Genomic DNA, 18,939 nt, shown 5'->3' with positions numbered 1-18,939 from the left:
CCGGCGTACGCGGGCACCGCCGTCCGGCCCCCGTACGGCGCCGTCGTGCGCCACAGTGGGAGCAGCAGCGAGGAGGGGCCGTGGGCGGGAGCCTGGCAGCGGATCTGGTCGTGATAGGTGCGGAGTGCGGGAACGAGCGTGCCCTCGCGGGGTCCGCAGACGCCGGCCGGGGTGCCGGACTGCTGGCCGGGGCGCTGCCCGGGGCCTGGTACGACGGGGTCCCCGAACCCGGCCGTACGGTGCTGGTGCCGCCGGACGCGGAGGCCAACACCATGCTGACGGCCGTTCAGGAGGCGGCCGGGCGCGAGGGCCGGTTCCTGGTGGTCTGCCTGCTGGGACGGCTGGTCGCCGATCCCCGGCTGCGGCGGCTGGCGCTGGTCACCGCCGGCAGCACCCGGGAGAACGCCTACCGGCGCGGGCTGGCCTGGGACTGGGTGGTGAGCGCCATGGTCCACGGCGGGCACGCCGAGACGCTGCTGCTGGTGGACGCGGTGGTCGACCGGGAGGTGTGGGAGGCGCTGGGCCGCGAGGGCGGCGGCCCGGCCGAACTGCTGGACCACTCCCGGGTTCCGCTCTGGGGCCGGGTGGCGCCCTGGGTGCCGGGTCGGCGGGGGCGCGGTGCCACGGTGCCGGGCGGCGACGGCTCGTTCGCCGAGGCGGTGGTGCGGCTGGTGCAGCAGGGCGTACCGGGCCTTCCGGCGGCGGTCTCCCCGGCGGATCTGCACCCGGCGGTCTGCGAACAGCTGGGCGCACAGGGGCGCACGGGGGCGCGCATGGTAGTGCCGTCCGCAGGCGGGCGGCTCCTGTTGCGCAATCCGGCTGCGCTGCGAGGCAAGCTGTCCGGAATGCCGCTTTCCGGGGAACTCCTTGCTGTTCTCGGGCGGAAGGACTCCCCAAGCCGCCCACCCTCTGCGTAGTCTCAGTGACCCTTGGTATTGCCGGAAGCTGACGGGACGACGAAGATTCGGCCCTACAGCGGACATGACGGTCCGACAGGCATATTCTGCTGACCACTGGCACACGTGGGTCGGAATGCGGCGAGGGGGGCCCATGCGACGACATGAGCACGCGTTACGCCCTCCGGCGGCCGACCGCCGGACCGGAGGAGGGCGGGGGAGCGGAGTCGGGTTCCGGCCATCCCCGACGGCACTCCTGGCACTGCTGCTTCCAGCCACCCTGCTGCTGACGGCCTGTGCGGGCTCCGGCTCCGACGGCTCCCCCGTGGACCGCCTCGGCAGCCGCCCGCAGACCTCCGCCGCTCCATCGGCGGCCGAGACGACCCAGCGCCCGCCGCAGCCCGCCGTACCGGACAGCGGCGCCAAGGGCGCCGCCGCCCATCAGGTGCTGGCCCGCTACACCAGCTGGTGGGAGGCCCGGATCACGGCCTTCGCCAACACCTCCAAGTCGGGCGTCGGGATCGGCCTCTTCTCCACCGGGCAGGCCCTCAGCGACTCCCTGGCCAACGTCTACCGCCTCCGGGAGGCCGGCATGGTGATGCAGGGACGCCCCCGCAGCGATGCGAGGGTCGTCGCACTGGACCTGGACGCCACCCCGCAGACCGCGACCGTCGAGGACTGCCTCGACGTCCGGGAGTGGCACCAGGCCGACGCGCGTACCAAGCAGATCAGGGACCCGAAGCAGCGGCTCAGCCGGTACATGGTGACGGCCACCGCCCGCCACACCGACCAGGGCTGGCTGATCACCGAGCTCAAGCCCGAGACGGAGCGGACATGCTGAGGGCGTCGCGGCGGACCGCCGCCTGTGCGGCGCTGCTCCTCGGCGCCCTGGTCGCGGGCACGGGTCCGGCCGCCGCCGACTCGGGCGGCGGCGGAGGTCTGGAGGAGTGCCACAACAACGGGATCTGCGTGGTCGCCCAGGACCCGGGCTCCCCCGGCAGCGGTTCCTCCGGCGGCAGCGGCAGCGGCTCCGGCGGCGGGCAGACCTGCTCCTGGAACGGCGAGCAGGTGCCCTGCACCCGGGACGGGGCCTGGTTCAACAGCAGCGACGGCTGCTACTGGAAGGAGTCCACCCCCCAGCCGCCGGCCGACGACCCGGCCTGGCTAGGCCACGACCCGGCGAACGGCGGCGCCGTGTACGACCGCCTCTGCTACGTGGACGGCACCCTCGGCGGCGGCCAGCCGCTCTGGGCCGCCACGGCTCCGGGTGCACCGCCCCCGCCGAGCCCGGCCGAACTGGCCGCGCAGGCCGTCAGGGAGATCCCCTTCCACCCGCCGACCCTGCACACCGCGCCCGGCGAGAAGGGCACCCTGCTGGTCGGCCTGCCGATCTGGCTCTGGTACGACCGCGACCCGGGCACCTTCGACCACCCCAGCGCGACCGCACGGGCGGGCGGGGTCGCCGTCACCGCCAGGGCGACCCTCAAGCGGGTCGAGTGGCACATGGGGGACAGCTCGGCCTCCACCTACTGCGACGGTCCCGGTACCCCGTACAAGGCCGCGTACGGCAGCGCCCGGTCCCCCGACTGCGGCTACCGCTACACCAAGTCCTCCGGCGGGCAGCCCGACGAGCGGTTCACCGTCACCGCCACCCTGCACTGGTACATCGAGGCCACCATCGACGGCAGCGGGGTGCGGCCGATCGACCCCATCGACGACTACACCGTCGAGAGCAACCTGCTCCAGCTGCGCGTCGCCGAGGTACAGGTCCTCAACTGACCAGCGCTGCACCGCACCACCGCTCCGCACCAACGCACGTCGCGCGCACCGGCCGACAGGCACGGGCGCCACGCATGGAAGGCACAGTCGGGTGGAGAACAGGGCATTCCCGTCGCAGCTGGCGTCCCCGCCACCGCCGACCCCGGCCGACCCCGGGCGGCCGTCCGAACGGGCCGTGCTGGACCGGCCGGTCGCGGTCGCACCGCCCCGGGCGCTGCGCGCCCGCCGCCGGCGTCCGGCCGTGCTCGCCCTGTCCGTCGCGCTGATCGCCGCCGGCGGCCTGGGCGGCGCCGCCCTCTACAGCGCCACCGGTGAACGCGTCGCCGTGCTCGCCCTCGCCCGCGATGTACCCGCCGGACAGCAGCTCACCGCCGCCGACCTCACCGTGGCCCGGATCGCCGGCGACCCCGCACTGCACCCGCTGGACGGCGCCGACCTCGACCGGGCGGTGGGCATGCGCGCCACCAACGACCTCAAGCGCGGCTCGCTGCTCACCAAGGCCGATGTCATCGACAAGCTGATCGTGCGGCCCGGCCAGCAGATCGTCGGCGTCGCCGCCAAACGCACCCAACTGCCCGCCACCGCCCTCAAACCCGGGCGGCAGGTCATCGTGGTCTCCACCCCGGACTCCACCCAGGGCGGCGACACCGCGCCCCGGTCCCAGACCTTCACCGCCACCGTGGTCACCGTCGGCGGCGCCGACACCGACGGCACCGTGGTGGTCGACATGGCCGTCGACGAGGCGGACGGGCCCCGGCTGGCCGAGACCGTGGCCGGCGGCAAATTCCAGGTGATCCTCGCCTCCACCTCGCAGAGGAGCGGCGGCTGATGGCGGTGATCGCGGTAGCCGGTACCCCGGGCGCACCCGGGGCGACCACCTCCGCCCTCGCCCTGCTGTTCGCCTGGCCGCTGGCGGAGGGCCGCCGGGTGCTGCTCGCCGAGTGCGACCCGGACGGCGGCGCCGTGCTCGCGGGCGCGCTGGAGGGCCGCATCGAGGCGGTGTACGGGCTGCGCAACCTGGCCGTCGCCGACCGGCGCGGCCGACTCACCGAGGAGCTGTGGGACCAGCTGGTCGACCTGTCACCCGGCGGCACCGCCGACCGCCTGCTGCTGCCCGGCCTCACCGACCCCGCCCAGGCGGTCGGCCTCGCCTACACCTGGGAACCGCTGATCGAGGCGTTCCACGCGCTGGAGCCGCACGGCTACGACGTCATCCTCGACCTCGGCCGCTCCGGCGCGTACGGGCCGAGCGCCGCCCTCGTCCGCCGCGCCGACGCCGTGCTGGTCACCGTACGCAACACCCTGCGCGGACTGAGCGCCGCCCGCCCGCGACTGGCCGCGCTCCGGGAGGACCTGGACAGCTCCGGCACCGGGTCCGACGCCCTGGGGATGCTGCTGATCCAGGAGGGGCCGTACCCGGCCGCCGATGTCTCCCGCGAGTTGGGTGTGCCCGTGCTGGGGCTGCTGCCGTATGCGCCGGGGACCGCCCGGGTGCTCTCCGACGGCGGGGAGAGCAGCGACCGGCGGTTTGTGCGCTCCGGGCTGATGCGGGCGGCCCGGTCGGCCGCCGACGAGGTGCGCGTGCTGGTCGGGCGGCGGCGGGTACGGCTCGCCCCGCAGGCCGAGGGCGGACCGCAGAGCGCCGCCGCCCCGGGGCCGGGCACGCCCCTGGCCGGCCTCGCCCCGCAGCCGCCCGCGCCCGGCGCCTTCCCGGGCTCGCAGTACCCGGCCACGGCCCCGGAACCGTTCCCGGCACCGCATCCCGGCGGTCGGCCCATGGGGACGCCCGCGCCCTCGCCCGGCCCCGGTGCCGCCGGTCCGTTACCGGGCCCGTTCGCCGCTCCCGTGCCAGGTGTTCAACCGCCGCCTCCGGGACGGGCGTTCGACCCCTTCACCGTCCCCGCCGCCGCCGGCGACCGGCAGCCCTTCGCCCCACGCCCGCCGTCGCCCGCTGCTGCTGGTCAGTTCGGTGCTCCGGTGCCGGGTGCCCAACCTCCAGGAGGGGCGTTCGCCCCCTTCACCGTTGCGGCCCCCGCCCCCGGTGGCGAGCAGCAGCCATTTGCCCCACGCCCGCCGTCGCCCGCCTCCACCGGCCCGTTTGCCGCTCCCGTGCCGGGTGTTCAACCGCCGCCTCCGGGAAGGGCGTTCGACCTCGGTGGCGAGCAGCAGCAGTTTGCGCCGCGCCCGCCGTCGCCCGCCTCCACCGGCCCGTTTGCCGCTCCCGTGCCGGGTGTTCAACCGCCGCCTCCGGGAAGGGCGTTCGACACCGGCGGCGAGCAGCAGCCATTTGCCCCACGCCCACCGTTCCCCGGCCCGGCGGCTCCGCAGCCCGCGCCGCCCGCGCCGTTCCCCGGCCCGGTCGGTCCCGCCACCGGGAACGACCAGGGGGAGGAGGTGCTCCGTGCGCGGTAAGCCCCTGCACGGCCGCCCCGCCGACGCCTTCCCGGTGGCGATCCCACCCGTCAACGGCCACCCCTACGGCGGCCCCCAGCCGCATCCCACCGCCTCGGCCACCGCCGCCCAGCTGCCCGCCGACCTGGTCAGGCCCCCGGTCGGCCCAGGCCCAGGCCCAGGCCCAGGCCCAGGCCCGGGCCCCGGCGTTGGCCCGGCCCGGTACGGCATCGCCCCCGCCGTGGACCCGCAGGTCGCCCGTGAACTCAAGCGGCAGGTCGCCGCCGAGCTGCACGAGCAGCTGGCCCGCACCCCCGGGGTGGACGGCGCCACCCGCCGCCAGCGCGGCCGGGCGCTGATCGAGGAGGCCGTCGCCCGCTGGTCGGACGCCCACGCCCAGGCGCACGGCGTGCCGCCCACCCGCGAGCAGGACCGCGCCCTCGCCGAGGCCGTCTACGACCTGCTGTTCCGCGCGGGCCGCCTCCAGCCCTACCTGGACGACCCCGAGATCGAGAACATCCTCATCAACGGCTGCGACGACGTCTGGGTGTCCCGGGTCCACCAGCCGCTGCGCCAGGTCCCCCCGGTCGCCGACAGCGACACCGAGCTGGTCGAACTCCTCCAGGACCTGGCCCGCCAGCACGGCGGCGGCGAGCGCAGCCTCTCCACCGCCAGCCCCACCCTCGCCCTGCGGCTGGAGGGCGGGATGCGCCTCCAGGCGCTGACCGAGGTCACCCCCCGCCCGTATGTGGCGATCCGGCGCCACCGGGTGGCCTCCGCGACCCTGCGCGACCTGGTCGGGCTGGGCAGCGTGGACACCACCCTGGCCGCGTTCCTGTCCGCCGCGATCCGGGCCCGCAAGAATGTGATGATCACCGGCACCCAGGGCGTCGGCAAGACCAGCCTGCTGCGCGCCATGGCCGGGGAGATCCCGCCGGACGAGCGGGTGGGCACCCTGGAGAGCGAGTACGAGCTGTGGCTGCACACGCTCGGCCACCTGCGCCAGGTCGTCCCCATGGAGGCCCGGGAGGGCAACGGCGAACGCGTCGACGGACGCATCGCCGGCGAGCTGACCATCGGTGAACTCATCCCCGCCGCCCTGCGGATGACCCTCTCCCGGATCATCGTCGGCGAGGTCCGCTCCTCCGAGGTCGTCCCCATGCTGCGGGTGATGACCAACGGCGAGGGCGGCTCCATGTGCACCCTGCACGCCCGTGGCCCGCACATGGTGGTGGACCGCATCGCCGAACTCTGCCTGGAGTACGGCGCCCATATGACCGACACCCTGGCCTACCGGCTCACCGCCAACGCCGTCGACTTCGTCGTCCATGTGGCGATGGTCGACGAGACCGCCGTCGGCGGTCGCCGCCACCGCTTCGTCTCCCATGTCCTGGAGGTGGTCGGGCTCGGCGAGAGCGGCCGGCCCGCCATGAACACCGTCTTCGGCCCGCGCGACGCCGAGCCCCGCGCCGTCCCGCACACCCCGCCCTCCTGCCTGGACGACCTGCGCCGGGTCGGCTTCGACGCCCGGATGCTGCAATCCCCGTACGGCGCCTGGGGCGCACCCCTGGACCTGCGGATCGGAGGGCGGGTCTGATGCTGCTCTATGTCGTCTGCGGAGCGGCGGTGGCCGCCGGGCTGGTCGGCCTGGTCGCCGGGCTCATCGGCAGCGACCGCCCCGAGGCCGCCGCCCCCAGCCCGCTCGCCCTGCGGCTGCGCACCCTCTGGTACGGCGCCCCCGGCACCGCCGACCCGCGCACCCTGCGCCTGCGCCGGATCCAGGTCGCGGGCTCGGCCGTCGGTGGGCCGCTGATGTGGCTCTTCAGCGGAGTCCCGCTGACCGTGCTGCTGGTCCCCGTCGCGGTCTTCGGCATCCCCTGGCTCTTCGACACCACCCGCTCGCACACCCACCGGGTGGAGAAGCTGGAGGCGCTCGCCGAGTGGACCCAGCGCCTCGCCGATGTGCTGCTGCTCGGCGTCGGCCTGGAGCAGGCCATCGTCACCAGCCGCCGTACCGCGCCCGCGCTGCTGGAGGACGAACTCGCCGATCTGGCCTCCCGGTTGCAGGCCCGCTGGCGGCCGGAGGACGCGCTGCGCGCCTTCGCCGACCAGCTCTGCGACGCCACCGTCGACAAGGTGCTCGCCGCGCTGGTGCTGCGGGCCTCCGACCGGGGCCCGGGGCTCGCCCGGGCGCTCGCCGACATGGCCGAGTCGGTACGCGAGGAGGTGCGGCAGCGCCGGGCCATCGAGGCCGACCGGGCCAAGCACCGCACCACCGTGCGCTGGCTGGTCACCATCATCCTCGGCGTGGTGGTGGTCGGTTCCTTCAACCGCCACTACACCGCCCCCTACAGCACCGCCCTCGGGCAGCTGGTGCTGGCGGTGCTGGCCGTCGCCTTCATCGGCGTCGTCCTCTGGATGCGCAACCTGGCGTCCCACCCGCCGCTGCCCCGCCTGCTGGAGCCCGACCGGCGCAGCCGCGTCGGAGCCCCCCGGCCGGACGCCGACCCCGAGCCCGAGCCCGGGTCCGAGCCGGCCGAGGCCGCCGCCCCGCTGACGACCGGCAAGGAGTCGCGATGATCTCCCCCTGGGCCGTGCTGGCCGGGGCCGGCGCCGCAGCCGGGGTCGCCCTGCTGGTCTCCGAGCTGCGCCCCGCGCCGCCCGACCTCGGACCCGCGCTGGACCGGCTGCACCGCACCCCGGCGCGCGACCGGCCGGGTGCGGCGACCGCCCAACCGGCCTGGTACGACCGGCTGGGCGAACGGCTCACCACCCTCCCCGGGGCGCGCATCCCGCACCGCGAGCTGTCCCTGATCGGCCGCACCCCGGCGCGTTTCATGGTGCACAAGCTGCTCTTCGCGCTGCTCGGGCTGCTGCTGCCCGCCTATCTGGGGGCGCTGGCGGCCATGCTGGACGTCGCCCTGCCGTTGATCCTGCCCGCCCTCGCCGGACCGGTACTGGCCGCGCTGCTCTGGCTGGTACCGGACGGCGTGGTGCGCGGCGAGGCCAAGGAGGCGCGCGTCGAGTATCTGCACGCCATCGCCTCCTACCTGGAACTGGTCGCCCTGGAGCGGGCGGCCGACTGCGGCCCGGCGGACTCCCTGATCCGGGCGGCCGCCGTCGGCCGGGGCGCCGTCTTCCGGCGGCTCTCCGACGCCCTCGACCGGGCTGCCACCGACCGGCTGCCCCCGTGGGACGGACTGGAGGCGCTCGCCGCCGAACTGGGCCTGACCCCGCTCCAGGACGTCGCCGACATCATGCGCATCTCCGGCACCGACGGCGCCGCCGTCTACGACACCCTGCGCGCCCGCGCCAAGTCCCTGCGGTCCGAACTGCTCGCCGAGGACCTGGCCCGGGCCAACACCGACAGCGAGCGGATGGTGGCCCCCGGCTCGGCGCTGACGATGCTGATGACCGCCCTGATCGCGTTCCCCGCCCTGTACCAGATGCTCAACAGCGGCTGAACCCCCTCAGCCGCTCCGCAGCCCCTGCCGAACCGGGAGTCATCACATGAAGCACCATCTCAAGCACCTCAGCGGTCTGACCGCCGTGACCGCGCTGCTGCCCCTGCTGCTGGGCGTTCACCTCCTCCGCCACCGCGTGGACCGCACCCGCCGGGCCGTCCGCGAGGGCGACCGCGGGGCCATCAGCATCGAACTCGCGCTCGCCATCATCGCCCTGGTCGCGGTCGCGGGCGGCGTGGTGCTGGCGCTGACCACGCTCGCCGACAATGTGACCGCGAAGATCCCCGCCGACAAGTGACCCCCTCCGCCCTCCGACGGCGCGGGCGGCCCGCCCGGCGGGACGACGGGTCCATGAGCATCAGCCTGGCCATCGTCTTCCCGGTCGTGCTGACCATGGTGCTGCTCGTCGTCCAGGCTTCGCTGTGGTGGTACGCCCGCCAGGTGGCGCTCACCGCCGCCCGGGAGGGCGCCGAGGCGGGCCGCCTGCTGAACGCCGCGCCCGCCGACGGCACGGCCAGGGCGCGCACGTTCCTGGACCGGGCCGGTACGGCGATCTCCGACCCACAGGTCTCGGCGGCGGGCAGCACCGACACCGAGATCCGGATCAGCGTCACCGTACGCGCCCAGTCCCTGCTGCCCGGCCTGTCCGGGCAGCTGATCACCCAACATGTGACCGCGCCCCGGGAGCGGTTCGTACCCCAGGAGGCGACACCGTGAGCAGCGCCGACGGCGGCGACCGGCACGAGGAGGGCAGCGTGGCCCTGGAGGCCGCCATCATCGTGCCCGCCGTGCTGCTCTTCGTGCTGCTCGCCATCGCCGCCGGCCGTCTCCAGACGGCCGGCGGCACCGTCGACGCGGCGGCCCGGGCGGCGGCGCGCAGCGCCTCGCTGGCCCGTACGGCGGAGACCGCACGGCAGGCCGCGCACAGCGCGGCCGAGGAGACGCTGAAGCAGCAGGGGGTGCACTGCGGCTCCACCCGGGTCGAGGTCGACACCGGCCGCTTCAGCGTGCCGCTGGGGGAGACCGGCCAGGTGACGGCGGTGGTGCGGTGCACCGTGCCGCTGAACGACCTGCTGCTGAACGGCCTGCCGGGCTCCCGGACCATGACCGGCCGGTTCACCTCGGTCGTGGACCGCTACCGAGGACGCTGAGGAGGGGATCGGAGCAGTGCTGAGGAGTGCGGCGCGGTCGGACCGCGGATCGGTGTCGGTCTTCGTGGCGATCTGCGCCGTCGGCCTGCTGGCCGTCGTGGGCATCGTCATCGACTGCGGCGGGCGGCTGCGCGCCATCGAGAACGCCGACGCCCTCGCCCAGGAGGCGGCCCGCGCGGCCGGGCAGCAGCTCGACACCGGCGCCGCGCTCTCCGGCGGACCGCCGGTGGTCGACCCCGCCGCCGCCCGGTCGGCGGCGCAGCAGTACCTGGCGGCCAACGGCGTGCACGGCAACGCCGTGGTGGCGGCCGACGGCAGGACCATCCACGTCACCGTGGACGGCACGTACGACACCGCCCTGCTGGGCGTGATCGGTATCGGCAGCATGACCGTGCACGGCGAGGGCAGGGCCAGCCTGGTGCGCGGCGTCCGAAAGGCGGAACAGGGCTGATGACCGCCCCACGAGCGGAAGTCCACCGACCGGCGCGTCACAGCGCGCCCGCACCCGTCCCCCCGCGCGGCCGGGGCGGACCCGGCCGCCGCCGGGGGAGACTCCGGTCCGCCGCCGGAGCGCTGGGGGCGCTGGTCGTCCTGGCGGCGCTGCTGGCGGGCGTACCCGCGCTGCTGCTGCTCGGCACACGCGCCGTCGCCGACATGGGCACGCCCACCGGCGGCGTCCTCGACCTGCTCACCCGACCCGACGACGGCCGGCTCTTCCTGTGGGCGCTGGTGGTGGTCGGCTGGGTGGCCTGGCTCTGCTTTGCGCTCTCCGTCCTGGTGGAGATACCGGCGCAGCTGCGCGGCCGGGTGGCCCGGCGCATCCCCACCCTCGGCTGGAGCCAGCGCGCCGCCGCCGGGCTGGTCGGCGCCGTCCTCGCGGTGCTGCCCGCCGCCGGAGGGGCGTTCGCCGCCACCCCGGCCCACGCCCCGGCGGCGCTCACCGCCGCGCCGCAGCATGCCGCGCTGACCGCCGCGCCCGCACCCCGGGCCGCCGTGTCGGCGGCCCCCACCGCGGACCGGCCCGTCTACACCGTCCGCGACGCCCGGCCCGCCGACAGCCTCTGGTCGATCGCCGAGCGGCAGCTCGGCTCCGGGGAGCGGTGGCAGGAGATCGCCCGGCTCAACGACGGCCGGGTGATGGACGACCAGGGCCGCCGGTTCGAGGCCGACCGGCCCATCCACCCCGGCTGGCGGCTGCTGATGCCGCAGGACGCCGCACCGGACGGCGACGGCACGGCCGCCCACCATGAGGCCCAGCCCAGGCCGCACCACCAGACCCACCATGAGACGGTCACCGTCCGGCAGGGCGACACCCTGTCGCAGATCGCGCAGCGCGAACTGGGCGACTCGGACTCCTGGCCCGAGCTGTACGCCGCCAACAAGGGGGTGCGGGCGCCGGACGGGGAACGGCTCACCGACCCCAACGTCATCGCCCCGGGCATGGTGCTGAAGATCCCCGGCGCGCAGCACGCCACCCCGCCGGCGACCACCCCGCCCGTGACAGCGGTGCCCGTGACGACGCCGCCCCCGAGCGCCCCGCCGCGCCCGAGCAGTCCGGCCCCGGCCACCTCCGCTCCGGCCACCCCGCCTCCGGCCGACTCGGCACCGGTCGCCGCCACCCCCTTCCCCACCCAGCAGAGCGACTCCGCCCCGGTGCCCGCCGGGGGCGAGCAGTCCGCCGCCGTCCCCAGCAGCGACTACAGCGCCGCCCTCACGGCCTCCGGGGTCACCGTGCTGCTCGCGGCCCTGCTGGTCGGTACCGTCGCCACCCGGCGCGGCCGGCAGCAGCAGCGCCGCCGCCCCCGCCACCGCATCGCCCTGCCGCCGCCCCCGGTCGCCGCCTTCGAAGCCGAACTGAGGGCCCGCCAGGACGCCGCCGGACTCGACCTGGCCGACCGTGCCCTGCGCACCCTGGCCCGCAACGCGATCAGCGGCTCCAAGCGGCTGCCCGCCGTCACGGCCGTCCGGATCACCCCGGACCACACGGTCGAACTCCACCTCTCCGTCCCCGCCACGCCGATCGCCCCCTTCCGGGCCGCCCATGCCTCCACCTCCTGGTGGTGCCCCCCGGACGCCCCCGACCTGCTCCCCGCCGCCGAAGCCGCCGCCGTCCCGGCGCCCTACCCGGGCCTGGTCGGCCTGGGTTCGGCCCCGGACGGTGGCGCGGTCCTGGTGGACCTGGAGGCGGTACGGCTGCTCCACCTCGCCGGCAGCCCCGATGACGTGCGGTCGGTCCTGCGCGCCCTCGCGCTGGAACTGGCCCACAGCCCGTTCGCCGACCGGCTGCATATGCACCTGGTCGACGTCGCCCCGGACCTGCCCGTCGCCGAGAGCGCGACGGAGCGGGTACGCCGCCACGGCAGCCTGGAGGCGGCACTCGGCGAACTCGCCGCGCGCGACACCACCGCCCGCTCCGCACTGCTCACCGCCGGCGCCGCACACCCCCGCGACGCCCGCAGCCGGGGCCGCGCCGACGACGCCTGGACCCCGGAGATCGTGCTCTGCGGCCACCCCCCGGAGGGGGCCACCCCCGCCGAGCTGGGCCGACTGCTGGACGCCCGTCCCCGCACCTGCGTGGCCGTGGTGACCCAGGCGCCGGGGCGCGGCAGCGGCCCGGTCGCCCGGTGGACCCTCTCCACCGCCGGGCCCACGGCACTCCCCGGGCTGGGCCTCACCGTCGAACTCCAGCGGCTGTCGGACCAGCAGTACCGCTACTGGGGTGAGCTGATGCACACCTCGGGCAGCGATGAGCAGTACCCCGCACCGTCCTGGACCGTCGAGGGGCCGGAGCCCGACCCCGAGCAGTGGCCGATGATCGACCGGGGCGCCGACAGCCCCGCCCCGGCCCCTGCCACCGCCACCGCGACGGCCACCCTGACCGCGACGGCCACCGCCACCGCGACCGCCCATGTCAACGGCCTCGGCCGGGCCGGTGCCGCCGCCGTCCGCCCGGCCCTGCCGGCCGCCCGGCCCGTGGTCGCCACCGGGACCAGCGCCTTCGCCGGTGTCGACCCCGTCACCCCCGCACGTGGCACGGCCGCCACCCCGACCCGGCCGGACCCACGCATATCCGACCCCCGGGAGAGCACGCCCGTCCAGCGGGTCAACGGCCACGCCGCCCCCGCCGCGACCCCGGAGCCCACTCCCGTCCCCGTCCCCGCTCCGACCCCGACTCCGACCCCGACTCCGGCTCCCGCCGCCGCCTCCCGCCCCGTCCGCACCGACGCCGAGGACCTGCTGGCCATCCTGCGCTCGACCCGCGCCCACACGGTCCGCACCGCCCCCCGGGTGCGGCTGCTCGGCCCGGTGGACGTGCTCGGCGCCCACGGCCCGCTGGACCCGGCCGCCGGTGGCCGCCTCACCGAGACGGCCGCCTACCTCGCCCTCAACCCGGGCAGCGACCAGCGGGCGCTCGACCTGGTCCTCCACCCCGGCGCCGTACACCGCGACCCCGAGGCCGCCGAACACGCCGCCCGGGAACTGGCCTCCGCCGTGGACCGGCTGCGCGACTGGCTGGGCCAGGACCCGGAGGGCAGGGCCTTCCTGCCCGCTGACGGCAGCGGCGCGCATGCCTTCTCCCCGGCCGTCACCTGCGACTGGGACGACTTCCGCAGCCTCTACCGACGCGGTATGCGCAGCACCAGCCCCGCCGCCGACGCCGCGCTGGCACACGCCCTGGCCCTGGTGCGCGGCGCCCCGTTCGCCGAGGTGCCCCGGGGTGCGTACGGCTGGGCCGAGCCCTTCCGCCAGGACATGGTCGCCGCCGTCCTGGACACCGCCCATGAACTGGCCGCCCGCCGCCTCCAGCACGGCGACTTCCGCAGCGCCGAGGCGGCGGCATACCGGGGCCTCGCGGTCGCCCCCGACGCCGAACTCCTCCACCGCGACCTGCTCTACATCTACGCCTCCGCCGGCGCCCGCGAACAACTGCTGAAAGCGGTCAACCGGCTCGACGCCACCAGCCGCCACGCCTCCCGCGACCTCGAACCGGAGACCGTCTCGCTGCTCCGCGACCTGATGGAGCAGGCATAGCCGGTGCTGACCTTCCGTCACTTCTTTACGTACGCATGGCATCGGAGAAACGTTCACCACCCCGGCCGCAGCGGGGCGCCGGATGGCCGATCAACCGGCGACGCCATAAAGTGACGCAACCGGGGACGGCGATCGGCGCCGTGCAGCGGACGGACGCGGCGGCAGCAGCGGGACAGGACGGTGACCTGCGGTGACGGGGAGCTCGGCAACCTCGACGTCGGAGTCCACAGCACATGTGCCGTCCCCGCTGGGCCGGGCGGATCGGGCTGCGGAGACCGCGCTACTGCCACCGGTCACCGACCCGGCCCGGGCGGCGGCGCCGCGCGGCCGGATCCTGGTGGTGGAGGGCGGGTTCGCGGCGTCCGGCCGCTGGCCGTGGTCTCGGCAGGCGGTCGCCTCGGGGGCGCCCGCCCTGTCGGCGGTCCTCGCCGCCGTCTCCCCGCAGGTGCTGCTCGCGGCCGACGCCGTCGACGCCGTCCACCTCCCGTCGGCCACCGATCCGCAGACGGTACTGGCCCATCTGCGGGCCGCCGCCCGGCATCCCGGGCCGGTGCTGATCCACCTTGCCGGGCATGTGATCGCCGACCGGCGGGGCGGTCGGCTGCACCTGGCGCTGCGCGACTCCAAGCCGTCCTCGGTGCGGCACGACGGGCTGCCCTGGCCGTGGATCGCCGCCGAGCTGAGGGCGCGTCCGGCGGAGTGGGGCGCCCTGGTGATCGCCGACCTGAGCGCCGACGAGATGGTCTGGCCGCAGCTGCACACGGTGCCGTCACCGCTGGCCGAGGGCCTGCCGCTGTGGGCGGCGGTCAGCCCGAACCCCGACCACGTCGGGATCTTCACCCGGGCGCTGGTGGAGGCGCTGCACAGCGGCCAGCCGGGGGCGGGCGCGGCGCTGTCGCCGGAGCAGTTGCAGCACCAGGTGCAGTCGGTGCTGCGGCCCGATGTCCTGCTGGTGGCCTCGCATGGGCCGGGGCAGCCGGTCTTCCGCAACACCGCGCGCCGCGCGGAGCCGGCGGCCACCACCACGACCACGACCGTGACCACCACGGCGATGTCCGCCATGCCGCCCCGGGCCGCCACCGCCACGGGCTCCACCGCCCTCCGCGCCCTCCCTCCCCGCCCCCGGCCCCGCCGCCCCCGTGCCGCCCTCCACTCCCGCCCCGGCCCCGGCCCTCGGGCCCGTGCCGCCCTCCGCCCCGCCCTCCGCTCCCGCCTCCGACCCGTCCTCGGCCCCGATCCTCGGGCCCGTGCCGCCCTCCGCGCCCGTGCGGGTCCCCGCCTCCGGCCCGGCCTCGGCCTCCGACCCGGCCCACGCCTCCGCCCCGGACCCGGACCCCGCCTCGATCCCCGCCCCCACCAAGCCGCCGGTCTCGCTTGACAAGCGCCTCCCGCCCACGCCCGGCGTGACCCTGAAAAAGAGCGACCCCGCCCCGGTGACCACACCGGTCTCGCTGCACAAACCGGCGCCCTCCCTCCCCACACAACCCGCCCAACCCCCGTCCGTGCACCTCCGCAAGGCCCCGCCACCGGAGCCCCCACGGCCGAGCCCGCCCCGGCATCCACCCCCGCCGCCGAGCCCACCCCCACCCCCGCCGCAGCCCCCGCCGCCGAGCCCGCCCCCGCCCCACCCCCGCCGACCCCGCCGCAGCCCTCGCCGACCCCGACCCCGCCGCAGCCCTCGCCGAGTACCGCGAGCCCATCGGCCGGATCGTCCAGGCCGCCGACGCGGGGGAGCACGCCACCGCAGTCGCCCTGGCCGCCGTCCTGGAGCGGCAGGCGTTCGCCATGCACGGCGACGCCGCCGCCCCCTCGCTGCATGTACGCCAGGTACGGGCCCATGTCTCCCGGCTGGCCGGCCATCAGGCGCTGGCCGCCGACCTCTACCGGGATGTCGCCCTGAAGCTGCTCCTCGCCCACGGCCCCGAGCACCCCGAGACCCTCCAGGCGGCCTCCAACGCCGAAGCCTGCTGGCGGGCGGTCCACGACGTCGCCGAGGCGCGGCGGATCGCGCCGTCCATCATCGCGCTGCGCGGCCGCGTACCGGGCCCGGACGGCCGCAAGCTGCGCGCCGCCGAGCGCTATCTCGCCCAGCTCGGGGAGATGCAGGCGGGCGCCTGACCAGGGGCACCGGCGCCCACGGCGAAATTCGCTTGACGAGCGCTGTCCAAACTGTTGACGCCCGCTGCGCCAGACGGTTCACTCTCACTCCGTAACCGGTCCCGGTACCGGTTACGGAACCGGTACCGGAACAAGGGGGTGCAGTCGTGCGCGTCACCATCGCGGACGTGGCACGCCGCGCGGGTGTCAGCAAGGCAACCGTCTCACGGGTGCTCAACGGCAAGGCGGACGTGGACGCCGACACCGCGCAGCGCATCCGCGAGGTGATCGCCGAGACGGGGTACGTCCCCAGCTCCCGTGCGGTGGGTCTGGCCCGTGGCCGGACCCGCACCGTCGGCATGCTGGTGCCCTCCCTGACCTGGCCCTGGATCGGCGATGTGCTGCAAGGGGTCGTGGACGTTCTGGAGGCGGACGGCTACGGCGTCCTGCTCTACACCTGCACCCGGGGTGAGGAGTCGCTGCGCCGCTTCGCCGACCAGGTGTCCGGCAGCGCCTTCGACGGGCTGCTGGTCATCGAGCCGGAGAACACCCTGGACTACATCGCCGAACTGCACCGCAAGGGCCTGCCGGTCGTGTTGATCGACGACCGCGGCCACCACGTGGAGTTCCCGTCCGTCGCGACCACCAACCGCGACGGCGGAGCGTCCGCCGCCCGGCACCTGGCAGCCCTCGGCCGCCGACGGCCCGCCGTGGTCACCGGGCATCTCCGCTTCGGCTGTGTACGCGACCGCTCGGTGGGCTTCGCCGAGGCGGCCGAGGCGGCAGGGTTGCACATGGACCCGCAGCTCGTCGTCGAGGGCGACTTCACCGAGGAGTCGGGTCGGGCGGCGGTGCACAGGCTGCTCGCCGCCGGGACGTCCTTCGACTCGGTCTTCGCCCACAACGACCTTTCCGCCGCAGGGGTGTTGCGCGCCTTGCGGGAGACGGGCCGGCGGGTGCCGGAGGACGTTGCGGTGATCGGTTTCGACGACATCCCGCTCGCCTCGCACACCGAGCCCGGCCTGACCACGGTCCGTCAGCCGATGCGCGAGATGGGGGAGGCGGCGGCGGGGCTGCTGCTCTCCCACCTCCAGGGGGTTCCGATGTCCCCCACCCCTTTCGTCCTGCCCACCACCCTCGTCGTCCGGGGCTCGGCCCCCATGCCGTAGCCGATCAGTCGCCACGGCGCCGCCACCGCCCACCGCAATCCGTCATCTCCCCCACCCGGGGCCTGCTCGCAGACGCGTGATGAGAGCGCTCTCGTATCTCGCGGAGCACCCCGCCCGACACCCCGCCCGAGACCCCCGCCGACACCCTCGGACCCGCACCACCCCGGGTGCCGCCGCATCGCACCCGGACAGCTCTCCGTCCCTCCACCCACCTCCTCCTCCAGGAGCAGTCATGCACCGTAGACGGCAGAAGACCGCCCCCGCCCTGCTGGCCGTACTGGCCGCCGCCGCGCTGGTCGCGGGATGTACCAGCGGCAGCTCCTCCGGCCCCAGCGGGCCGGTGGCCGGCGGTAGCAGCGGCAGCGGCAAGGGCAGCAGCGGTTCCGGAGGCGTGCTGAACGTCGGCATGCCCAACGGACCCCAGGCCAACAACAGCAACCCGTTCCTCGGCACCTCCGCCGGCGCCTCCCTCGGCTACCGCTTCATGATCTACGAGCCGCTGGTGATGATGAACGGCGTCCGCCCGAGCGACAAGGGCAAGCCCTGGCTGGCCTCCGACTGGGAGTGGACCGACAACTACAAGAAGGTCACCTTCACCATCCGTGACAACGTCAAGTGGTCCGACGGCAAGCCCCTCTCCGCCGAGGACGTCGTCTACACCTTCGACCTGATGAAGCAGACCCCGGCGCTCAACGTCAACGCCGTCCCCTTCAAGGGCGTCGCCCTCAAGGGCAGCAACCAGGTCGAACTGACCTTTGCCTCCTCGCAGTTCGTCAACCAGACGAAGATCCTCAACCAGTTCGTGGTGCCCAAGCACATCTGGTCGACCGTCAAGGACCCCTCCACCTGGACCAACCAGCAGCCGGTCGGCTCCGGTCCCTACACCCTGAAGTCCTTCACCCCGCAGACGGTCACCCTCACCCTCCGCGACAGCTACTGGAAGGACCTGCCCAAGGTCTCCGAGCTGCGCTACACCTCCTTCAACGACAACAGCGCGCAGACCACGGCCCTGGCCAATGGCGCAAGCGAGTGGTCCTTCGTCTTCATGCCGAACTACAAGCAGCTCTATATCAACAAGGACGCGCAGCACAACAAGCTCTGGTTCCCCTCCGGGCTGGGCATCCACGGCCTCTGGTTCAACACCGCCAAGAAGCCGCTGGACAACCCGGCGCTGCGCCGCGCCATCAACCTGGTGATCGACCGCGAGGCGATCTACATCCAGGCCGAGGCCACCCTCTACCCGAAGATCGAGAACCCGACCGGCATCCCGCTGCCCGCCGGTGCGCCCTACCTGGCGCCCGAGTACAAGGACGCCAAGCTCACCGTGGATGTCGACGCGGCCAAGAAGGAGCTCACCGACGCGGGCTTCAGCTATGACGGCGACACCCTCAAGGACCCGTCCGGCAAGCCGGTCAAGATCACCCTCACCGACCCGTCCGGCTGGTCCGACTACCTCACCGGGCTGTCCATCATCAAGGACGGGATGAAGAAGATCGGCATCGCCGCCGACGTCCGCACCCAGACCGTGGACGCCTGGACCTCCGCCGTCAACAACGGCGACTTCGACGCGGTGCTGCACTGGACCAACGGCGGCGCCACCCCGTACGACATGTACCAGAACGTCATGGACGGCTCCCTTTACCAGCCCCTGGGCAAGGCCGCCACCGTCGGCAACTACGGCCGCTTCAAGAACGACGACGCCACCAAGGCCCTGGAGCAGTACGCCAACGCCTCGGACGAGGCCACCCGTACCGACGCCCTCAACAAGCTCCAGAAGATCATGGTGGAGCAGGTGCCGATGGCGCCCACCTCCGCCGCCCCGATCGGCGCCGAGTACAGCACCAAGCACTGGACCGGCTGGCCCGACGACTCCAACCCCTACGGCCCGTCGCAGCCCACCCAGCCCAACGCCCTCGACGTGGTGCTCCACCTCCAGCCCGCTTCCTGACCAGTGACCGGG

At 75.0% G+C, this 18,939-nt stretch carries 17 protein-coding genes; all 17 read left to right on the top strand.

Translation table 11 applies throughout. The features are described from left to right. Positions 1-80: 80 nt before the first annotated feature. The 17 genes from C7M71_RS04700 to C7M71_RS04620 all read left to right on the top strand — a co-directional run bounded on the left by C7M71_RS04700 (position 81) and on the right by C7M71_RS04620 (position 18,927). Positions 81-917 (top strand): hypothetical protein, encoded by an 837-nt coding sequence (locus tag C7M71_RS04700; protein ID WP_111495235.1) that lies wholly within the window; start codon positions 81-83, stop codon positions 915-917. 304 nt (positions 918-1,221) lie between these two features. Continuing rightward, positions 1,222-1,737, top strand: coding sequence for a hypothetical protein (locus tag C7M71_RS04695; protein ID WP_111495237.1), 516 nt, complete (start codon positions 1,222-1,224; stop codon positions 1,735-1,737). Further along, positions 1,731-2,675 (top strand): hypothetical protein, encoded by a 945-nt coding sequence (locus C7M71_RS04690; protein WP_111495239.1) that lies wholly within the window; start codon positions 1,731-1,733, stop codon positions 2,673-2,675. Before C7M71_RS04695 ends, C7M71_RS04690 begins: the two co-directional genes overlap by 7 nt. A 91-nt stretch (positions 2,676-2,766) precedes the next feature. Then, positions 2,767-3,504 carry an SAF domain-containing protein gene (locus C7M71_RS32520; protein ID WP_265737640.1) on the top strand — a complete coding sequence of 246 codons (738 nt, stop codon included), beginning with the start codon at positions 2,767-2,769 and terminating at the stop codon, positions 3,502-3,504. Continuing rightward, positions 3,504-5,087, top strand: coding sequence for a hypothetical protein (locus C7M71_RS30970; RefSeq protein WP_175607632.1), 1,584 nt, complete (start codon positions 3,504-3,506; stop codon positions 5,085-5,087). The genes C7M71_RS32520 and C7M71_RS30970 overlap by 1 nt, the downstream gene beginning before the upstream one ends. After that, the gene (locus C7M71_RS04675; RefSeq protein ID WP_229758542.1) at positions 5,077-6,663 is read left to right on the top strand and encodes a CpaF family protein; all 1,587 of its coding nucleotides are present in this window, start codon (positions 5,077-5,079) and stop codon (positions 6,661-6,663) included. The genes C7M71_RS30970 and C7M71_RS04675 overlap by 11 nt, the downstream gene beginning before the upstream one ends. After that, positions 6,663-7,646 carry a type II secretion system F family protein gene (locus tag C7M71_RS04670; RefSeq protein WP_111494605.1) on the top strand — a complete coding sequence of 328 codons (984 nt, stop codon included), beginning with the start codon at positions 6,663-6,665 and terminating at the stop codon, positions 7,644-7,646. The genes C7M71_RS04675 and C7M71_RS04670 overlap by 1 nt, the downstream gene beginning before the upstream one ends. Continuing rightward, entirely contained in the window at positions 7,643-8,530 is an 888-nt protein-coding gene (locus C7M71_RS04665) for a hypothetical protein (protein ID WP_111494607.1), read from the top strand. Before C7M71_RS04670 ends, C7M71_RS04665 begins: the two co-directional genes overlap by 4 nt. A gap of 46 nt (positions 8,531-8,576) precedes the next feature. After that, a complete protein-coding gene (locus C7M71_RS04660) occupies positions 8,577-8,828 on the top strand; it encodes a hypothetical protein (RefSeq protein ID WP_111494609.1) in 252 nt (83 codons plus the stop codon). A gap of 53 nt (positions 8,829-8,881) precedes the next feature. Then, on the top strand, positions 8,882-9,247 hold the full coding sequence (locus C7M71_RS04655; RefSeq protein ID WP_111494611.1) for a TadE/TadG family type IV pilus assembly protein: 366 nt from the start codon (positions 8,882-8,884) through the stop codon (positions 9,245-9,247). Continuing rightward, the gene (locus C7M71_RS04650) at positions 9,244-9,681 is read left to right on the top strand and encodes a TadE/TadG family type IV pilus assembly protein (protein WP_111494613.1); all 438 of its coding nucleotides are present in this window, start codon (positions 9,244-9,246) and stop codon (positions 9,679-9,681) included. Before C7M71_RS04655 ends, C7M71_RS04650 begins: the two co-directional genes overlap by 4 nt. A 52-nt stretch (positions 9,682-9,733) precedes the next feature. After that, positions 9,734-10,132: a hypothetical protein gene (locus tag C7M71_RS04645; protein ID WP_229758541.1), complete on the top strand. Its 399-nt coding sequence runs from the start codon at positions 9,734-9,736 to the stop codon at positions 10,130-10,132. Continuing rightward, entirely contained in the window at positions 10,132-13,713 is a 3,582-nt protein-coding gene (locus tag C7M71_RS32515) for a LysM peptidoglycan-binding domain-containing protein (RefSeq protein ID WP_175607631.1), read from the top strand. The genes C7M71_RS04645 and C7M71_RS32515 overlap by 1 nt, the downstream gene beginning before the upstream one ends. A 235-nt stretch (positions 13,714-13,948) precedes the next feature. After that, positions 13,949-15,091, top strand: coding sequence for a hypothetical protein (locus C7M71_RS04635; RefSeq protein WP_114914187.1), 1,143 nt, complete (start codon positions 13,949-13,951; stop codon positions 15,089-15,091). A 407-nt stretch (positions 15,092-15,498) separates the two neighbouring features. After that, positions 15,499-15,831, top strand: coding sequence for a hypothetical protein (locus tag C7M71_RS04630; protein ID WP_114914186.1), 333 nt, complete (start codon positions 15,499-15,501; stop codon positions 15,829-15,831). Between the two features lie 146 nt (positions 15,832-15,977). Beyond that, a complete protein-coding gene (locus tag C7M71_RS04625; RefSeq protein WP_111491024.1) occupies positions 15,978-16,979 on the top strand; it encodes a LacI family DNA-binding transcriptional regulator in 1,002 nt (333 codons plus the stop codon). Positions 16,980-17,211: 232 nt separating this feature from the next. Next, positions 17,212-18,927, top strand: coding sequence for an ABC transporter substrate-binding protein (locus C7M71_RS04620; protein ID WP_111491023.1), 1,716 nt, complete (start codon positions 17,212-17,214; stop codon positions 18,925-18,927). Positions 18,928-18,939 lie beyond the last annotated feature (12 nt).

It is taken from the genome of Peterkaempfera bronchialis, assembly GCF_003258605.2.
GTDB classification, from domain to species: domain Bacteria; phylum Actinomycetota; class Actinomycetes; order Streptomycetales; family Streptomycetaceae; genus Peterkaempfera; species Peterkaempfera bronchialis.
Note: the sequence above shows the minus strand (reverse complement) of the source record. Positions and strands in the feature narration are given on the sequence as shown.